This window comes from Collinsella sp. SGI.033 (assembly GCF_050315135.1).
Taxonomy (GTDB): Bacteria; Actinomycetota; Coriobacteriia; order Coriobacteriales; family Coriobacteriaceae; genus Collinsella.
On the sequence record NZ_JBNPOK010000034.1, the window covers coordinates 1 to 15,077 of the forward strand.

14 protein-coding genes are annotated in these 15,077 nt (G+C 55.4%); 7 read left to right on the forward strand and 7 right to left on the reverse strand.

The window, feature by feature from the left end:
• A partial coding sequence (locus tag ACQRC0_RS08320; protein WP_427729206.1) for a hypothetical protein occupies positions 1-1,446 on the forward strand: 1,446 nt, incomplete at its 5' end.
• A 565-nt stretch (positions 1,447-2,011) separates the two neighbouring features.
• Here the strand turns inward: ACQRC0_RS08320 and ACQRC0_RS08325 are convergent.
• Genes ACQRC0_RS08325 through ACQRC0_RS08340 form a run of 4 tightly spaced genes read right to left on the reverse strand, consistent with a single transcriptional unit; the run spans position 2,012 to position 4,238 of the window.
• Positions 2,012-2,632 carry a lipoate--protein ligase family protein gene (locus ACQRC0_RS08325; RefSeq protein WP_108726747.1) on the reverse strand — a complete coding sequence of 207 codons (621 nt, stop codon included), beginning with the start codon at positions 2,630-2,632 and terminating at the stop codon, positions 2,012-2,014.
• Complete coding sequence (locus tag ACQRC0_RS08330) at positions 2,632-2,835, reverse strand: acetyl-CoA carboxylase biotin carboxyl carrier protein subunit (RefSeq protein WP_108726748.1); 204 nt, start codon at positions 2,833-2,835, stop codon at positions 2,632-2,634. Before ACQRC0_RS08330 ends, ACQRC0_RS08325 begins: the two co-directional genes overlap by 1 nt.
• An 8-nt stretch (positions 2,836-2,843) precedes the next feature.
• On the reverse strand, positions 2,844-3,188 hold the full coding sequence (locus ACQRC0_RS08335; RefSeq protein WP_427729208.1) for a thioredoxin family protein: 345 nt from the start codon (positions 3,186-3,188) through the stop codon (positions 2,844-2,846).
• Between the two features lie 48 nt (positions 3,189-3,236).
• Positions 3,237-4,238 (reverse strand): permease, encoded by a 1,002-nt coding sequence (locus ACQRC0_RS08340; RefSeq protein ID WP_427729210.1) that lies wholly within the window; start codon positions 4,236-4,238, stop codon positions 3,237-3,239.
• 130 nt (positions 4,239-4,368) lie between these two features.
• On the opposite strand from ACQRC0_RS08340, the gene ACQRC0_RS08345 reads away from it, so the two are divergent.
• Positions 4,369-4,632 carry an ArsR/SmtB family transcription factor gene (locus tag ACQRC0_RS08345; RefSeq protein WP_167801316.1) on the forward strand — a complete coding sequence of 88 codons (264 nt, stop codon included), beginning with the start codon at positions 4,369-4,371 and terminating at the stop codon, positions 4,630-4,632.
• Positions 4,633-5,196: 564 nt separating this feature from the next.
• Here the strand turns inward: ACQRC0_RS08345 and ACQRC0_RS08350 are convergent.
• Complete coding sequence (locus ACQRC0_RS08350) at positions 5,197-6,405, reverse strand: InlB B-repeat-containing protein (RefSeq protein WP_427729212.1); 1,209 nt, start codon at positions 6,403-6,405, stop codon at positions 5,197-5,199.
• A 337-nt stretch (positions 6,406-6,742) separates the two neighbouring features.
• Here ACQRC0_RS08350 and ACQRC0_RS08355 point away from each other — a divergent pair, with 337 nt between their 5' ends.
• The 3 genes from ACQRC0_RS08355 (at position 6,743) to ACQRC0_RS08365 (ending at position 9,257) form a co-directional block, all read left to right on the forward strand.
• Positions 6,743-8,080 carry an LPXTG cell wall anchor domain-containing protein gene (locus ACQRC0_RS08355; protein WP_427729214.1) on the forward strand — a complete coding sequence of 446 codons (1,338 nt, stop codon included), beginning with the start codon at positions 6,743-6,745 and terminating at the stop codon, positions 8,078-8,080.
• A gap of 103 nt (positions 8,081-8,183) precedes the next feature.
• The gene (locus tag ACQRC0_RS08360) at positions 8,184-8,417 is read left to right on the forward strand and encodes a hypothetical protein (protein ID WP_427729216.1); all 234 of its coding nucleotides are present in this window, start codon (positions 8,184-8,186) and stop codon (positions 8,415-8,417) included.
• Positions 8,418-8,456: 39 nt separating this feature from the next.
• Complete coding sequence (locus ACQRC0_RS08365) at positions 8,457-9,257, forward strand: SDR family NAD(P)-dependent oxidoreductase (RefSeq protein WP_123220203.1); 801 nt, start codon at positions 8,457-8,459, stop codon at positions 9,255-9,257.
• Between the two features lie 345 nt (positions 9,258-9,602).
• Here ACQRC0_RS08365 and ACQRC0_RS08370 read toward each other — a convergent pair whose 3' ends face one another.
• Complete coding sequence (locus tag ACQRC0_RS08370; RefSeq protein WP_427729218.1) at positions 9,603-10,313, reverse strand: helix-turn-helix domain-containing protein; 711 nt, start codon at positions 10,311-10,313, stop codon at positions 9,603-9,605.
• A gap of 106 nt (positions 10,314-10,419) precedes the next feature.
• Entirely contained in the window at positions 10,420-12,225 is a 1,806-nt protein-coding gene (locus ACQRC0_RS08375) for an amidohydrolase (RefSeq protein ID WP_427729220.1), read from the reverse strand.
• Positions 12,226-12,466: 241 nt separating this feature from the next.
• Here ACQRC0_RS08375 and ACQRC0_RS08380 point away from each other — a divergent pair, with 241 nt between their 5' ends.
• Together ACQRC0_RS08380 and ptcA are read left to right on the forward strand one after the other, a co-directional pair.
• Complete coding sequence (locus ACQRC0_RS08380) at positions 12,467-13,378, forward strand: response regulator transcription factor (RefSeq protein WP_427729222.1); 912 nt, start codon at positions 12,467-12,469, stop codon at positions 13,376-13,378.
• 382 nt (positions 13,379-13,760) lie between these two features.
• Positions 13,761-14,831, forward strand: a complete 1,071-nt coding sequence (gene ptcA / locus ACQRC0_RS08385) for a putrescine carbamoyltransferase (RefSeq protein WP_427729224.1) — start codon at positions 13,761-13,763, stop codon at positions 14,829-14,831.
• The last annotated feature ends 246 nt before the right edge of the window (positions 14,832-15,077 follow it).

Here is a 15,077-nt window from a genome sequence, read left to right on the forward strand (position 1 = left end):
GTTCTTGCAAACGAAGTCGTCGTCCGCGTTTTCTACACCGTCTCGAGACTTGCTTCGGAGATAAAAACGAAGCGCATAGCTTCGTTTGCGGAGCTCGACCGATTGGATCCGAAGGGCTTTCTGCCGATCAACAACAGGGCCCTTACGAGGATGTGCACCGTTTCCAGCGGCACGTTCCTAGCAGTCAATTCCGCTGGCAGCGCTATTAAGGCAGGGATAGCTTCTAAGGGAAACAAGGCCGCATTCGCCAAAGCGTTCTTCCTGAACATCAACTATCCCGGCATCGGAAGGTTCGCCGTCGCTTGCTTCTTTGACGCCAAATACATCAAGGAAGACGTCGCAACTGTGTACAAGAAAGCGATGGCCGAACATGAGAGGCAGAAGCAACTAAGGGAACAGGAGCTTCAGAGGCTTTCCGCGAAATATCGATTCTTGACGCTCAACTCTGACCAAACCAGGCTCCTGTACTCCTTCCAGTCGATGATGGTGGCCTTTGACATCCTGAGCACGAAGAAGGCGGATCTGGCGCTAGTGAAAACAAGATGGAAGGACGAATGGGAGGCCACCGTCTGCGAATCCCTGGATGTGGCCAGAGATGAATTCTTCATCCGCAGCGGCAGGCAAGCATTCGATTTAATGGAAGAGATCTCCAACGATGTCGAAGACCGCTCCTGGATTGACCTGCTGGTTCTCGAGCTATCTAGATTTACGCCTTACTACCAGCTAGGTCTCGAAGAGAACAAGCCTTATAAGAAACTCAAGGTCAAGACCGACTACCTTGGCGACGTTTTCTGCAAGGGGCAGAACTACATTGACAGCACCGATGTGAAGGCAATTCAAAAGGCATACACGCATGCGATCGGAACGATAACCGGCAATCGAAAAAGGGTGGTTGCTGCAGCGGTAGCGACGCTTGCGGTCACCGCGGCGACTGCAGGAGGCGCATTATTCTTCGCTCCTGAAATTGCAGTGCTCATCGCGGGCGATGCGGTTGTCGGGCTCTCAGGTGCAGCATTGACTAGCGCCAGCCTGGCTTTCGTCGGAGGAGGCTCGCTTGCAGTTGGCGGCATGGGCATGGCTGGCGGAACTGCGATTCTAACAGGCGGAGGCGCGTTGCTTGGCCTCGCGGGATCAGGTGTAACCACGGCGGCGAGCGTTGCCGTGCAATCGTCCGAGTCTTTCGTGCAAAGCGAATGTTCCAAGCTTCTAGCGTTCTGCTCTGAAATCGCCGTCAAGAAATACGGACGCTACGACATCGCCTCTCTAGCGCAACAAGGAATGCAGAACTGCGCAGAGGAGCTACGCGCCGAAATCGAGAAGCTGTCGAATAAGGAAAACGGTCAAGACAAAAAGCTTATCTCCCAAATGAAGAAAAGCTTGAAGTGCATGGAGCGTTGCGAAAAGGCTCTCGAGAAACTGCAAGATTCAAGGAAATTGCTGGATTAGCTCGACCGGGACAAATTGTCCCAATGGGGACATTTGAAACTCATAACCGATTAGCACCAAGCCACTTGCGATTATTCCAAACGAACAATGTCCAAATCATTTTGCAAACGTGCAGGTTGGTGACATCATATGTAAGCCACTTGCGCTAATTGTCCTCCGATGATTGACTGGGGAGATTCTATCAAATGTGTAGCCGCACGGTGCAATGTCGCCTGAAGTCTGCTTAAACGAACATAAGACTGGACCCAAGAACTAGGTGCTATTCGCGACCTCACGTGACCCACGAAAAAGCCTCGGGCACTCCGAAAAACCGTGACCTAAATTTGACCGCATGCCCAAACGTCGATTTTTGAGACTGGGTGTAAATAGGATTCACTAGAACAAACTGCGACAAACTGGGACAAACTGGAGAAAGTTTTCAACTATAGAGTGAAAGTAGCCCGTATAGGCTTTGTGCAATAAGAAAACCCCAGTTTAACTGGGGTTTTCTTATTACGATCGCACCCCCTAGGCTTCTCACGGTCAGGGAGCTGACGGAGGCGCACGTGAAAGAGACCGGCGGAAATCACATCGCACCCAAGGAAACGGAGGCGAGGAGCGCTCTCTCGAGTGCTCCCTGGAACTCGTCAGCTGTCATCTGCGGAACCAAATCCTTGATGTTCCTCACGCGGGCGAAAACAGACCTCATGGCGGTGCCGCAGTACTTCCTCTTGCCGGGGGCAAGCAGGCGATCCATCGCGTCCAGGTCAACATCGAACAACACGCTGCCGTGGAACACGACCAGGTCGCCAGCGTCTTGCCATGCGCATCCGCATACCTTGCGACCGGCGACGTAGACGTCGTTGCGGTCGTTTCGGACGGCCGGCACGCCCAGGGCCATCAGGGCCCGCTCGGGAACCTCCATGGCGCGCGGAAGGAAATCACGCGGCACCGCCATCGAGAATGCCACGCACCCCTCGTCGCGGTAGACCGCCCCGCCGCCGCTTTGCCTCCGGACGATGTCGACACCCAGCTCCTTGGCAAGTGCGGCGTCGACTTCCGCTTCAATGTCTTGGTTGAAGCCCACTGAGACGCAGGGGGCGTCCCGGTGGGTGAAAAGGAAGGGCGTGCCCGTGCGAAGAAGCTCCTGCTCGAAGGCGAGGTTCTCGTAAGCGGTGCGGTAGGGGCTCTTCACGACGTTCAGCATCAGCCCACCGTCGCCAGGAGCTGGCCCTCGGACACCATGCCGCCCTTGCAGGCAATGCCAATCTTTCCAGCGCACGGTGCCACGACCTCCATCGTGCCCTTGCCCTGCTCGAGGGAAGCAACTACTTGCCCGGCCTCCACGGTATCGCCGTCTGCGACCTTCCAGAAAAGTATCGCGTTGCCTCGGGTCGATCTGATCTCCATGGTTCCTCCTACCTCAAGTACGCTGCGACTTCCGCCGGCGTGAGCACCATGCCAGCGGACACGACCTTGCCGTCGACGACCAGCGCAGGCAGGCTCATTGCGCCGTAGCCCATGATGCGGTCCATGTCGGTGATGTACTCAAGCTCCGCCTCGAGCCCCAGCTCGGCGATGGCCGCTTGGGCGTTATCGTTCAGCTCGTCGTGGCACTTCTTGCAGCCGGCCCCCAGCACCTTCACCTGGCGGGCGCCTCCGCAGCCGCAGGGCTCTGCCTTCATCTGCGGAGCGCCATCATTGCACGCGCAGGGAACGGCGGCCTTCTCTTCCTTCTTCTTTCCGAATCCGAACAATCCCATGACAATTTCTCCTTTCGACGCGCCCGCACCGTGCGGGCTCCTAACCGGTTAGAACAGCGGCTGCAGGAAGTTGAACACGTAGCCGCTTATGCACATGCCGACGATGCACAGCCCCACGAACGTCACCATTAGCTTCGGCTTGATGACGCGGGAGAGCATGGTCAGGCTGGGGATGGACAGCGTGGTGACGCTCATCATGAAGGCCAGCACCGTGCCCAGGCCCGTGCCCTTGTAGTACAGGGCCTCGGCGATGGGGATGGCGCCGAATGTGTCGGCGTAGATAGGCGCGCCGACGAGGGTGGCCAGCACCACGGCGAAGGGGTTGCCGTCGCCCAGGACCAGCTCGATCCACTCGGCGGGGATCCAGTTGTGGATGAAGGCGCCGATTCCCACGCCCAGCAGGATGTACGGGAACACCTTCTTGAACGTGCCCCAGGTCTCCTTGCGGGCATAGGCCAGGCGCTCGGCCACGGTCATGGACAGGAGCTCGGCGTCCGCCGGCGCGTCGCCGCGGACGAAGTCGGCCAGGTGCTCCTCCATGCCCATGCGCTGGATGATGGCGCCGCCGGCGATGGCGATGAGCAGGCCAACCACCGTGTAGGCAACGGCAACGCCCGGGCCGAAGATGCTCATGATCAGCACCAGGCTGCCCAGGTCCACCATGGGCGAGCTGATGAGGAAGCTGAAGGTGACGCCCAGGGGCAGGCCCGCGCGGGTGAACCCGATGAACAGCGGGATCGAGCTGCAGCTGCAGAACGGCGTCACCGTTCCCAGCAGTGCTCCCACCACACTTCCCCAGATGCCCTTGAAGCGGCCCATGATCTTGCGGCTGCGCTCGGGCGGGAAGTGGCTCTGGATGTAGCTGATGGCGAAGATGAGCACGCACAGCAGGATGACGATCTTCACCGTGTCATAGATGAAGAAGTGGAGCGTGCCGCCCCACTGGCCCGCTGCGTCAATGCCTAGCGCGCCCAGCAAGGCGGCGATCAGTTCGCTCAGCCACTGCATCTTCAGCACCTGGTCCAAGATGAACGTTCCGATGGACTCCATTGGGACTCCTTTCATATTGATGTATCGATATATATCTATGTTAAGACGACAATATAGGAGTCACATAGATATATGTCAATATATGAATTTGCGTGATATACTGAAGCTGCCAGACAGACAGGAGGAAACCATGGACAACGAGAGCCTCGCGGCGGCGTTCAAGGCGCTGGGCGACCCCACGCGCCTGCGCATCTACCAGGCCATCAAGGACAAGGACGATATCTGCGCGTGCAAGATTCTTGAGCAGATGGACATCACCCAGCCCACCCTTTCCCACCATGTGAAGCAACTCTGCGCCGCCGGGCTGGTCAGCTGCCGCAAGGACGGCCGCTGGATGCACTACTCCGCCAATCGCGAGACGGCAGCCGTCCTTTCCGATTGGATATCCGGTTAGGCCGTGACCCAGCGTGACCCCAAAGAATGAGCAAAATTGTATGGATATCCGTGACTCAAATTTGACCACATGGATTTTCGGCAATTTTTGAGACTGGGTATAAATTGGGCGAACTAAAACAAACTGCGACAAACTGGAGCAAACTGGAGAGAGTTTTTAACTATAGGTTTGCAATTGTCGCTGGTGGCTTGCATGTGATGCCGCTTCAGATCACCTGAAAAGGGGAGGATTTGGCCGCTCTACCCTGCCCTTTTTGCTACTGGGACAAAAATGAAACTCAACACCCTTGAGTTTCATTTGAGTTTCTATTATCAGAGCAGTTTTGTCTCACTTTTGTGCCGTTGAGTATCGCCGTGTATCGCCACGTTCGTTTTCCGTATAAAATACGAGACGACATGGAAATGCCCGCACTTTCGATTCATAGAGTGGGAATAGGAGAAAATTGGGAATAGAATTCCCAATTTTAGTAGGAACAGCGTAATTAGGTACACGAATGGGAAGGGGAGTCCCGCGGGACTCCCCTCTGTTTAGATCGAGAATTAGAACGGTAACGTCACGTATGCTTTATACGTGCTCGCATTTGCGATACGCGGTTAACGCGATGCCGACTGCGATCAGGGCTGCTGCACTGAAGCAGAGGGATGCCAGGAGTGCCATCTGGTTGTCACCGGTCCGGGGGATTGTTGAGTTGGTGGGAGCGGAGTCGGCATTCTTCTTCCACTGGGCGTACAGGGTGGTGTCCTGGTCTGCGTTCTTCTTGGGGTCGAAGGCCTGCTTGCCTTCCTTGTCGTAGGTCCAGCCCTTGAAGGTGTAGCCTTCAGCGGTGGGATCATCGATAAGGGTGATGGGCTTGCCCTTCTCGGTCTGCTTGGTCACACTGTCGCCGTGGCCGTTCATGTCGAAGGTGACATCGACCATTTCGATGGTGGGAGTTTCCCAGACAGCCGTGAAAGTGATGTTTTCTTTAGCGGTGTATTCGCCTTTAAGGGGATCGGTGCCTTCGGAGCCCTTAGGAATCCAGCCAACGAATGTGTAGTCGCCGTCAGTGCCGAGGTCAGGGAGTTCGACGACTTGGCCCTTGTTCACGGTCACGGCTTCAGGTGCGGTCCCGAATTCGGATTCGAAGGAAACGGTGACCTTTTCCTTTTCGGTCCATTTGGCGTAGACGGTCATGCTTGTAGCGGCGGTGCCGTTGAACGAGATGGTGAGGCTCTCATCGGTGAACCAGCCGCCGAAGTCATAATTCGGGTCTGTGGGCTGGGGCAGGGCGACGGACGTCCCCTTCTTGACCGTAATGGGGTTGATGATCTGGGTTCCGTGGCTGTTCATATTGAAGGTCACGGTGACGGTTTCGTAAAGCTCTGCTTTAGTGAATCGGGTAGTGGGTTTCGAGCCTTCAATGGAAGATGCTGCGTTTTCGCCAAGAGAAATAGGTGTATCAAAACGGGCGGTTAATACTGATCCATCTTCCGTTGTCAACTCAAGGACAGATGGGGGAATTGTATCTCCGTCGTTATTCGTGATATGGGCCTCCAGGTGATCGCCCGAGCCAGCTACTTTTATTTCAAGCGGAAGGTTCTTTCCACCTGTTTCTGGAACGACATATCCCGGCGTTAGGACTCTATTCCAAGTGGCAATGGGTCCCTCGCCTTCAGCCCAGGCGTAATTCTGGGTGCCGGAGAAGGTGAAAGCGCAAACGCCGACGATGGCTGCGAGCGTGAGGACGAAAACCGTCCGGCGCCTGGCCAAGGTCTCTTTAACCTGTATCTTCATCGTATCCTCCAATTCAAGCGTGCGTTCCCTATTGCAACATTGCATTTCATGTTAACAGAGAATTATTTTCGGGCATGTCCCTTGCTCGGCTCGGGCTTGCTCTGGGCGGGGATGCTTCGCGGTCTTGATGGGGTGGGTGCCTAATTCGAAGGAGGCAGAATCTGGTTTGGTGATGCAAAAAAGTAACAAATATGATTTATTAGAGAGGTAATTACATTCAAACGACGCATAGCCAACAAAGATTCGGTTATTCTTTACCAAATCGAAAAAACGCAGCAACACACTGTACGTCGTGTTGCGTTTTACGTTGGTTCAATTCGATACGATTGGAGCATACATGAGCTTCATGGATGCCAAATTCTCCAAATGGGGAGAGGTCGAAACTGCAGTTCTCTCCCAATCGCTTGCGAAAAGATTCGCGAGGGTGATGCTGGCGGCAGTGCTGGCAGCATCTTTTCTGCCCGTCGCAGCTTTCGCTGATACGGGAGGCGACTCCGAGCTTAAGGGAATAAAAGGCAAAACAGTCCCGATTTTTTGGTATGAAATAACGAGCTATCAAGACTTGACAGATAGGTCAAGTTATGTTTGGAGCTGGGAAAAGGACGGCGAAACTGGAGCTATCACTGTGACGGAAACGGGTGATCCATCTCGCGTTACTGTGACGGGAACTGAAATCGGCAGCGTAATTTTGAAGGTTTCGGGAGGTGGTTTGGATGAAGAGACAATTCGAATCGAGATTAGAAAGCGTACCGTAGGTTTGTCTTCCTCGTATGGTGAAAAGATCTATGACGGCACCCCTCTTACTGTCGTAGGAATTAATGAAGATGGGGAGGGTTGGATTGATGCTGACAAAGGCAGAGTTAAATACACGATGACCGGTTCTCAGACGGATGCTGGCGAATCGGATAATACGTTTAACGTAGAGTTTCCTTCAGGTAGTGAGGAATACTTCAAGGAACACTACGCTATTACCATTAGTTATGCCACATTGAACGTCGCACAGCGTCCGGTCACCCTGACCTCCGCGAGTGGTTCGAAGGAGTACGACGGCAAGCCCCTGACCAATCACAAGGTCACCGTTGGGGAGGCTGCCCGGGATACTGGTTGGGTCGATGGCCAAGGTGCCACCTATTCTTTCACCGGCTCGCAGAAGATCGTCGGCTCCTCTGAGAATGCATTCGAATGCATCCCCAACGAGGGAACCAATCTGGACAACTATCAGATCAACAAGACGTACGGAACCCTGACCGTTACCGACCGTAGCGAGAAGTACCATATCACCCTCACTCCTAACTCCAAGTCCGTGGCCTACGACGGCACCGAGAAGTCCGTATCCGGTTTCGAGACCCTGGAGTTCCATATCAATGGTCAGACCTTCTACGTTTCCGGCGTTGAGGCTTCTGCAACGGGCACCGATGCAGGCGAGTACCCTGTAACGAAAAGCGGTCAGGCGGTCGTGACCGATGCCGAGGGCAACGATGTGACCGACCAGTTCATCGTGAACATCGACGATGCCAAGCTGACCATCGTCGGGGTCGACTCCGATAAGTCTGCATCCAATCTCCCTCACACCGGCGATAGCGCCGCCCTCTATGCAATGGGCATCTGCGGCGTTGCGATCGCTGCCGGTGCTGGGGCGCTCTTCACGTTCAGAAAGCGCAACAACTATAAATAAGCACGGATACCATTGGTGCAGCTCCATTGAAATGAAGCGCTAAGATAATCAGCAAAGGGGCCTTCCCGTCTGGGAAGGCCCCAACTTTGTGCGCGAGCATGGCATGTCAGAGAGCAAGCGTTTTGTTGAGGGAGTAAATTGTTTGCCAGCAGCCTCTGACCATGCTAAATCTGTCTACTATTCAAACAGAAAAACGAGCAGCTCAACATATTTTCCTGCAGAAAAGAATACGGCAGTGCACGCAACGCGGCCGGCCCCTTCCCTTCCTGCCGAAATCCCCACGACTGCCATCCGCTTTTTCTATGCAAATATTCACAAAAACGCGAAAAAGGAATAAAAATACCTTATCGATTATTTGAACGAGAAAGGGAACACAATGGGTAGACTCGAAGGCAAAGTTGCTATCGTAACGGGCTCCACCAGCGGCATTGGCATCGGTATCGCAAAGGTATACGCAGCCGAGGGCGCAACGGTTGTTATTAGTGGTCGTCGTGCCGAAAAAGGCCAAGTTGTAGTTGATCAAATTGTTGAAGCAGGCGGCAAGGCAAGCTTCCACTATTTCGACATTACCGAACCAGCAAGCATCGAAGCGCTTATTGCAGACACTGTAGAGCAATACGGCAAGCTCGATATTTTGGTAAACAATGCAGCAAACGTTGCCCTCAAGGATGGTCGTGTTGACGAGCTCACCCTTGAAATGTGGGACGCTATTTTGGAAAGCGACCTGCGCGGCACCTTCTATGCAACGAAGTGCGCTATCCCCTACATGAAAGAAATTGGTGGCGGCGCAATCGTAAACATTGGCTCTATGGCATCATGTGCAGGCGACTTAGGTTCTACCGCTTATGCATGCGCCAAGGCGGGCGTAGACATCTTCACGCAATACGTTGCCTTGCAATACGGCAAAGACAACATCCGCTGCAATTGCATCCGTCCAGGCTTGATTGTTACGCCAGAAAACGAGGCGAAGGTTCCTCAGATGCTCAAAGATATCTTCTTGGGTAGCATCATGGTTAACCGCTACGGTTGCCCAGAAGACATTGCTCATGCAGCCGTATATTTTGGCTCCGATGAAAGTACCTACACCACGGGACAGATCATCAACGTTGACGGCGGCATGAATTCGCACGCTCCAACCGTTGCTCAGTTCCGCCAGATGAATTCCCGCACGTGGTAATTCGTACAGGCGAATAGACCAGTACGAAAGCGCGAACGCGAGAATGCGGAAAGCGTGGACGCGTGAACGTGCTAGAGTGTGAAAGCGCGAAGGCGCGCATGACTGAATGCGCGAAAGCACACCACGCACGCAAAAGATTTCTTGCAGTTAAAATCTACATGGCCACCCTTTGCGGGTGGCCATGTTTTTTTGTGCAGGCAATCTGTTGGCTAAGGCTTATAGGACAAAATGTGTGTCCACGTTGGGGGCATCGGCACAGGTCGATGCCCCTTTTTTAACCGCTCGGACAGAATGTGTGTCCGGTTGCCTATCGTTCCCGCAGGCAGATAAACTTTTCCGGAACCGTTAAAAACCCTTTCGGAAGAGGTGCCCATGAAGGCCGTCTATTGCCCCTGCTGCGGCGGGCGGGCCTTCAGGAGCAGGACGGCCGAGTTCCGGGAGGTCTGGCCCACGCTCGCCCCCGACGGCGGGTTCGCCAAGGCCGTGCGCGAGACCTGGCCGCAAACCATGGTCCAGCGCTGCCTTTGGCATGCTTTCTCCCAGGTGAACAGGCACATGACTAGCAGGCCGAGGCTGAGGGCGGGGATCGAGCTGAGGGGGCTGGCCGTCGACCTTATGTACGTTGAGACCCTGAGGGAGGCCGGGCAGCGGCGGGCGCCTTCTCGGCAGATACATCGATTGAAAGGCCTGATCCATTCTCGACAGGCACGATGCCGAACTCGTCCTCCAGCTGCAGAAGGAGGCCCAGGAGGTCTCGGGCGTTCTCTGCCCTGAAGTCCAACAGGCAAGCGGAGAGTTGTCGAGAGCTTCGGCGATGGCTTCCACCTGAGGCTGCTTGGGAGTCCTGAAATCCGTCTCATAGTGACGGATCGCGCCCTTGGAGACGCCGATTTTCTCGCCCAGCTCTCCCTGATAGAGCCCGCGAAGCTTACGGTAGTACCTGATTTTCTCGCCGGTCGTAAAGTGCGCTAAAACAAATTGGAGAGCGAGAAGCCCTTTCGGGATACTGCGTGTTTGCGTATTGCCGCAGTGCCGGTAAGGACTGCGAAGTCGCATAGATTGGCCCCCGCGGCTCTGCGGGACTAATGACCGCAGAGCCGCGGGGGCTTGTGTTCGAGGGTTTGTGAGCCGTTCTGTATTGCTGGCACCTTCTGGCGTGGTTCTATCCCTTGTAGACGATGCGGCCGTCGGAGATGGTGTAGATCACGCGCGTGTCAGAGATGGCCTTGGCATCGGCTTCGAGAATGTTGGTGTCCAGCACGACGAGATCGGCGAACTTGCCTACTTCAACGGTGCCGATAATATCGTCCATGAAGTTCTGGTAGGCGTCGTTCTTGGTGTAGGCCTCGAGCAGCTGGTAGGCAGTGAGCCCCTGTTCGGGCCAGCGGGTCATGTCGGTGTCCTCTTCCTCGGGATAGGGCGAGTTGCGGGTAACGCCAACCTCGATCGCATCGAGCGGGGCAAATGGAATGACGGGGGCGTCTGAGGAGCCGCTGATGCAGATGCCTGCCTCGGCCAAGTGCTTTGTTGGGTACAACGCCATGGCACGCTCGTCGCCGATATAGGCGCGCTCCAGGTCCATGAGATCATCGTGGTACATCATCAGGAATTGGAGATTCGCCACTACATCCAAATCGGCCATGCGCTGGATATCCTCATCGGTAATGGCGCATACGTGGGTGATCGTGTGCCGCGCGTCGCGCTTCCCATTGGTCGCCCGAGCCTCCTCGAAGGCATCAAGGGTGCCGTGAACGGCGCCGTCGCCCATGGCGTGCACGTGCACCTGAACGCCTTCTGCATCAAAGTCGTGTACAAGACGGGTAAAGTCTTCCTGAGACCAGATGGGTTCGCCGCACCAATGATCACCGAGTCCCGTTGATTCCTGGTAGGGTTCCAGGAAGACGGCGGTGCCTCTTTCGGTCACTCCGTCGTAGAAAATCTTCACGGTATTCGAAGAAATCATGTCTGTGGCGGAGTCGTTGTAGGACTTGATGGCGGAAAGCACCTCGTCATAGGTGCGGCCTTCTTTCATAGTGGGGACGACGTTCATGCGCAGGGTCAAATTGCCCTCGTCCTCCAACTCGTGATACATGTCGATAACATCAAGACCGCCTTGGGTGATATTTGTAATGCCGGTTATGCCATAGGAGTTTGCTTCCTTCATGAATTTGCGCATGGCCTTTTTCAGCTTATCGTTGGTCATGGTGTTGGGCATGATGGCGAACACAATTCCCTTGGCGGCATCGGAGACGCACCCCGAAGGCTCTCCCTTCTCATTGCGATAGAACAGGCCGCCTTCTGGGTCGGGGGTGTCGGCAGTTACGCCAGCCATTTCGAGGGCCTTGGAATTGACCCAAGCGGCGTGGTAGGAGACGTCGTGGATGAGAATGGGCTTATCGGGGCAGATGGCATCTAGATCTTCTTTCGAGGGCCCGGGATTCGAGCCGTCGGGAAGCTGGTAGGCATTGAGCATGAAAGGCGCTCCGATGTAGCCCTCCTCGTCGGGATGGGCCTCCACGAAGGCGCGGATTGCCTTGAGGTATTCCTCGTTGGTGGTAAGCCCCGTCAGGTCGATCTGGAAGAGGGCGTTGAACCAGTTGGCGGGGGCGTGGATGTGGCCGTCAATGAAGCCGGGGGAGACGAACTTGCCATCGAGGTCGATGACTTGAGTCTTGTCTCCTACGAAAGCATCGATGCCCGAATCGTCGCCCACGTACACGATCTTGTTGCCCGCGATAGCGACGGCTGATGCAACATCGCTTTCTGACACCATGGTCTGCACATGGCCGTTGCGGAGCACGATATCGGCAATGTTTTGATCGGCGGAACCGGGCGTGGCATTTGATCCAGGCTGCTCCCCGGATGCGCATCCCCAGAGTCCGCCCGAGAACGCGGCAGCCGCTAGGGCGCTCGATCCAATGACGAAACGACGGCGGCTGAGAGGTTGCTTCTGATGGGATGTGCTCATAAGACCCTCCTTAATTTGGTTGCAGCGCTGTCTCTTTTTTGCGCTGCAGTAATTCAACCTTAAGAGTCAGGGGGTCCTTTGTTAAGAAAAACAGAGAGGGATTTGAGATTAATCGGAGGATGATTTTCTATCCCCCTGTCCCTGAACAGCGAAAATGCAGAGAGACAAATCGGACGTTGGGGTAGTTTTAGCTTTGGGTGCTAAATCTTCTATAATGTTGCCGCTTGATGAAGGAGGAGTCGTGTCCCTCGCTTTTCTCTACAATGTGGCAAGTTGCATCGCCTATGCGTTTGTCAGTGCTGCCTATGGGACTCTGCATTATGTCGAGCGCAGGCGGGGCTATCTCTTCGTCGCGCTCACCTTCCTTGCGTATACGATAGATATTAATACTGTATTCATGTATGAGTTCGTTCCGGAATTCGCGATGCAATTCGAGGGCGCACGAAACGCCTATCCTATGTTCCGTGTTGCATTCAACATGGTGGTAATCCTCTTGTATCGGCTCGTTCTCGGCAGCTTGCTCTCGCGCAGCTTCTCTCTCGTAGAGGGATTTTTTTGGGCAGTTTGCATGATGGTGGCTTTGGCAAGTGGCGCTTCGTCAGTCGAATCGGTTGCACTATGGCGCGAGTTTCTCTTTACCAGGTTGTTGGCGATCTGGGTAATAGGGTACGGCATCTGCTGTTTGGCGGCAGAGTTTCGACACATGAGCCAATGGCGATGGGTTCTCTCGCTCTTACTTGTGCTCATATATGCCTTGGCGGAAGCGGCAACGTATTTGGCCTTTGGACAGGAGGGCGGCGCGCGCTCTGCCTCTCCTCGTAGGGTCCCCGTTGAGATTATGGCGCTTTGCTTCACCGTGGCTGCATATGTCTTTCTTGCACATCATCGGCGGATACGTAATGTGCGGTTGGCGGAATCCCTTGTGCCCTGGATCGCTCGCGAATACGGGCTGACCAAGCGCGAGGAAGTACTGTTGTCGCTCCTTGAAAAGGGCGCATCGAACAAGGAGATTGCTGAGCAAGAATGCATTTCCGTCAACACGGTGAAAACCCACATATCGAATATTTACGCCAAGCTTGGTGTGAGTAGCCGAGACGAGCTTGCGCAAAAACTTAGAAAGGAACTGAGCGGCCGCAAGAGGGCCGGGCTCTGAGAGGCTGGGGGTCGGTGCGGCTATGCGGCCGCCCCCTACGGGAGCAGCTCGTCTACGTATTCTTGGGTGTCGGGCGCGTCGGTTCCTTAGAACGGAGGCGCAAGGTGTTGACAGCGGCGCACAGGGCGAAGAAACCAGTTCAATATCAATCCGTCTAGGCGTTAGGACTAGTTAGGATTAGTTAGGATTAGCTAGGATTAGCCAGGGTAAGGTGTGCGGTGAGCTAATGTAATCTGAAAATAATCCTGGTTATTTCTTCTCAAAACTACGGGTGCGCCCCATGCTGTGTGGCGCAAGGGAGCGTCTCGCTCATTTCGGGGCGCTTCATGGGAGCGCGGTCCGCAAGGGGCGGTCCGGCCAACGAATTTTGAAGGAGATTTCAATGGTCAAAGATTACATCGACACCAACGACTTCACAAAAGAAGAGCTGCTCGGCATGGTAGATCTGGCCATCGCCATGAAGGGGCTCATCAAGGAGGGCGGCGAGTACCCGCACCTGCTGAAGGACAAGACCCTCGGCATGATTTTCCAGCAGGTGTCCACCCGTACCCGCATCTCCTTCGAGACGGCCATGACCGACCTCGGCGGTCACGCCGAGTTCTTCGGCCCCGGCTCCATCCAGCTGGGTGGCCATGAGTCCATCGAGGACTCCGGCCGCGTTATGGGAAGCCTCGTCGACATCCTCATGGCCCGCGTCGATCGTCATAAGGATGTAGTGAGCTTGGCGAAGTACTCCGCGGCCCCCGTCATCAACGGCATGAGCGAGTACAACCATCCCACCCAGGAGCTCGGCGACCTCATGACCATGATCGAGAACCTCCCCGAGGGCAAGAAGATCGAGGACTGCAAGTTTGCCTGGATCGGCGATGCCACCCAGACCTGCGCGTCGCTCATGTTCATCTGCACGAAGATGGGCATGGACTTCGTGCAGTTCGGACCGAAGGGGCATCAGATTCCCGACGGCTGCCTGCATATTGGCACCGATGAGGAGCGCGCCGAGTTCGGCAAGCATCTCATGGCTATCGGCGAGGAGAACTGCAAGGTCTCCGGCGGCACCATCACCATTTCCGACGACATTTCCTGCATCGAGGGCGCCGACTTCGTGTACACCGATGTGTGGTACGGCCTCTACGACAGTGAAGTCTCCAGCTCCAGCTACATGGATGTGTTCTATCCGAAGTACCAGGTGACCTGGGATATGATGAACGTTGCCGGTCCGAACAGCATGTTCATGCACTGCCTGCCCGCCAACCGTGGCGAGGAAGTCGTCGACGAGGTCATGGACGATCCCGAGCGCTCCCTGTGCTGGGTCGAGGCCGAGAACCGCAAGCACTCCATTCGCGCCATCCTGGCCACTCTGTGCCCCCAGAGCGAGCCCGACGAGGAGAAGGCTGCGGCATACCGCGCCACCATCAATGAGCGCATGGCGGCCCTCGGTAAGCACGGTCTGTAAGACGTACCAGGTCGGGCGAGCTACGGCTCGCCCGCCTTCGCAGGAGATGGGCGACCTCATGGCCATCGGAGAGGAGAACTGCAAAGTCTCCGACGACAACCGAGTGCATCAAGGGCGCCGACTTCATCTACACCGACGTGTGGTATGGCCTGTGCGATGCTTTCTGATGGGCGGCAGCAGATGCTTGTCTCTTGCCGCCCATCATCTGCGCCACTGCGCGTAAGCACTGGCGCCCTGTCTGAAAAC

Excerpts from the sequence above, each read along its gene's own strand:
- ACQRC0_RS08325 (WP_108726747.1), bottom strand. The coding sequence starts at position 2,632 with ATGCTGAACGTCGTGAAGAGCCCCTACCGCACCGCTTACGAGAACCTC.
- ACQRC0_RS08330 (WP_108726748.1), bottom strand. The coding sequence starts at position 2,835 with ATGGAGATCAGATCGACCCGAGGCAACGCGATACTTTTCTGGAAGGTC.
- ACQRC0_RS08335 (WP_427729208.1), bottom strand. The coding sequence starts at position 3,188 with ATGGGATTGTTCGGATTCGGAAAGAAGAAGGAAGAGAAGGCCGCCGTT.
- ACQRC0_RS08340 (WP_427729210.1), bottom strand. The coding sequence starts at position 4,238 with ATGGAGTCCATCGGAACGTTCATCTTGGACCAGGTGCTGAAGATGCAG.
- ACQRC0_RS08345 (WP_167801316.1), top strand. The coding sequence starts at position 4,369 with ATGGACAACGAGAGCCTCGCGGCGGCGTTCAAGGCGCTGGGCGACCCC.
- ACQRC0_RS08350 (WP_427729212.1), bottom strand. The coding sequence starts at position 6,405 with ATGAAGATACAGGTTAAAGAGACCTTGGCCAGGCGCCGGACGGTTTTC.
- ACQRC0_RS08355 (WP_427729214.1), top strand. The coding sequence starts at position 6,743 with ATGAGCTTCATGGATGCCAAATTCTCCAAATGGGGAGAGGTCGAAACT.
- ACQRC0_RS08360 (WP_427729216.1), top strand. The coding sequence starts at position 8,184 with ATGTCAGAGAGCAAGCGTTTTGTTGAGGGAGTAAATTGTTTGCCAGCA.
- ACQRC0_RS08365 (WP_123220203.1), top strand. The coding sequence starts at position 8,457 with ATGGGTAGACTCGAAGGCAAAGTTGCTATCGTAACGGGCTCCACCAGC.
- ACQRC0_RS08370 (WP_427729218.1), bottom strand. The coding sequence starts at position 10,313 with ATGCGACTTCGCAGTCCTTACCGGCACTGCGGCAATACGCAAACACGC.
- ACQRC0_RS08375 (WP_427729220.1), bottom strand. The coding sequence starts at position 12,225 with ATGAGCACATCCCATCAGAAGCAACCTCTCAGCCGCCGTCGTTTCGTC.
- ptcA (WP_427729224.1), top strand. The coding sequence starts at position 13,761 with ATGGTCAAAGATTACATCGACACCAACGACTTCACAAAAGAAGAGCTG.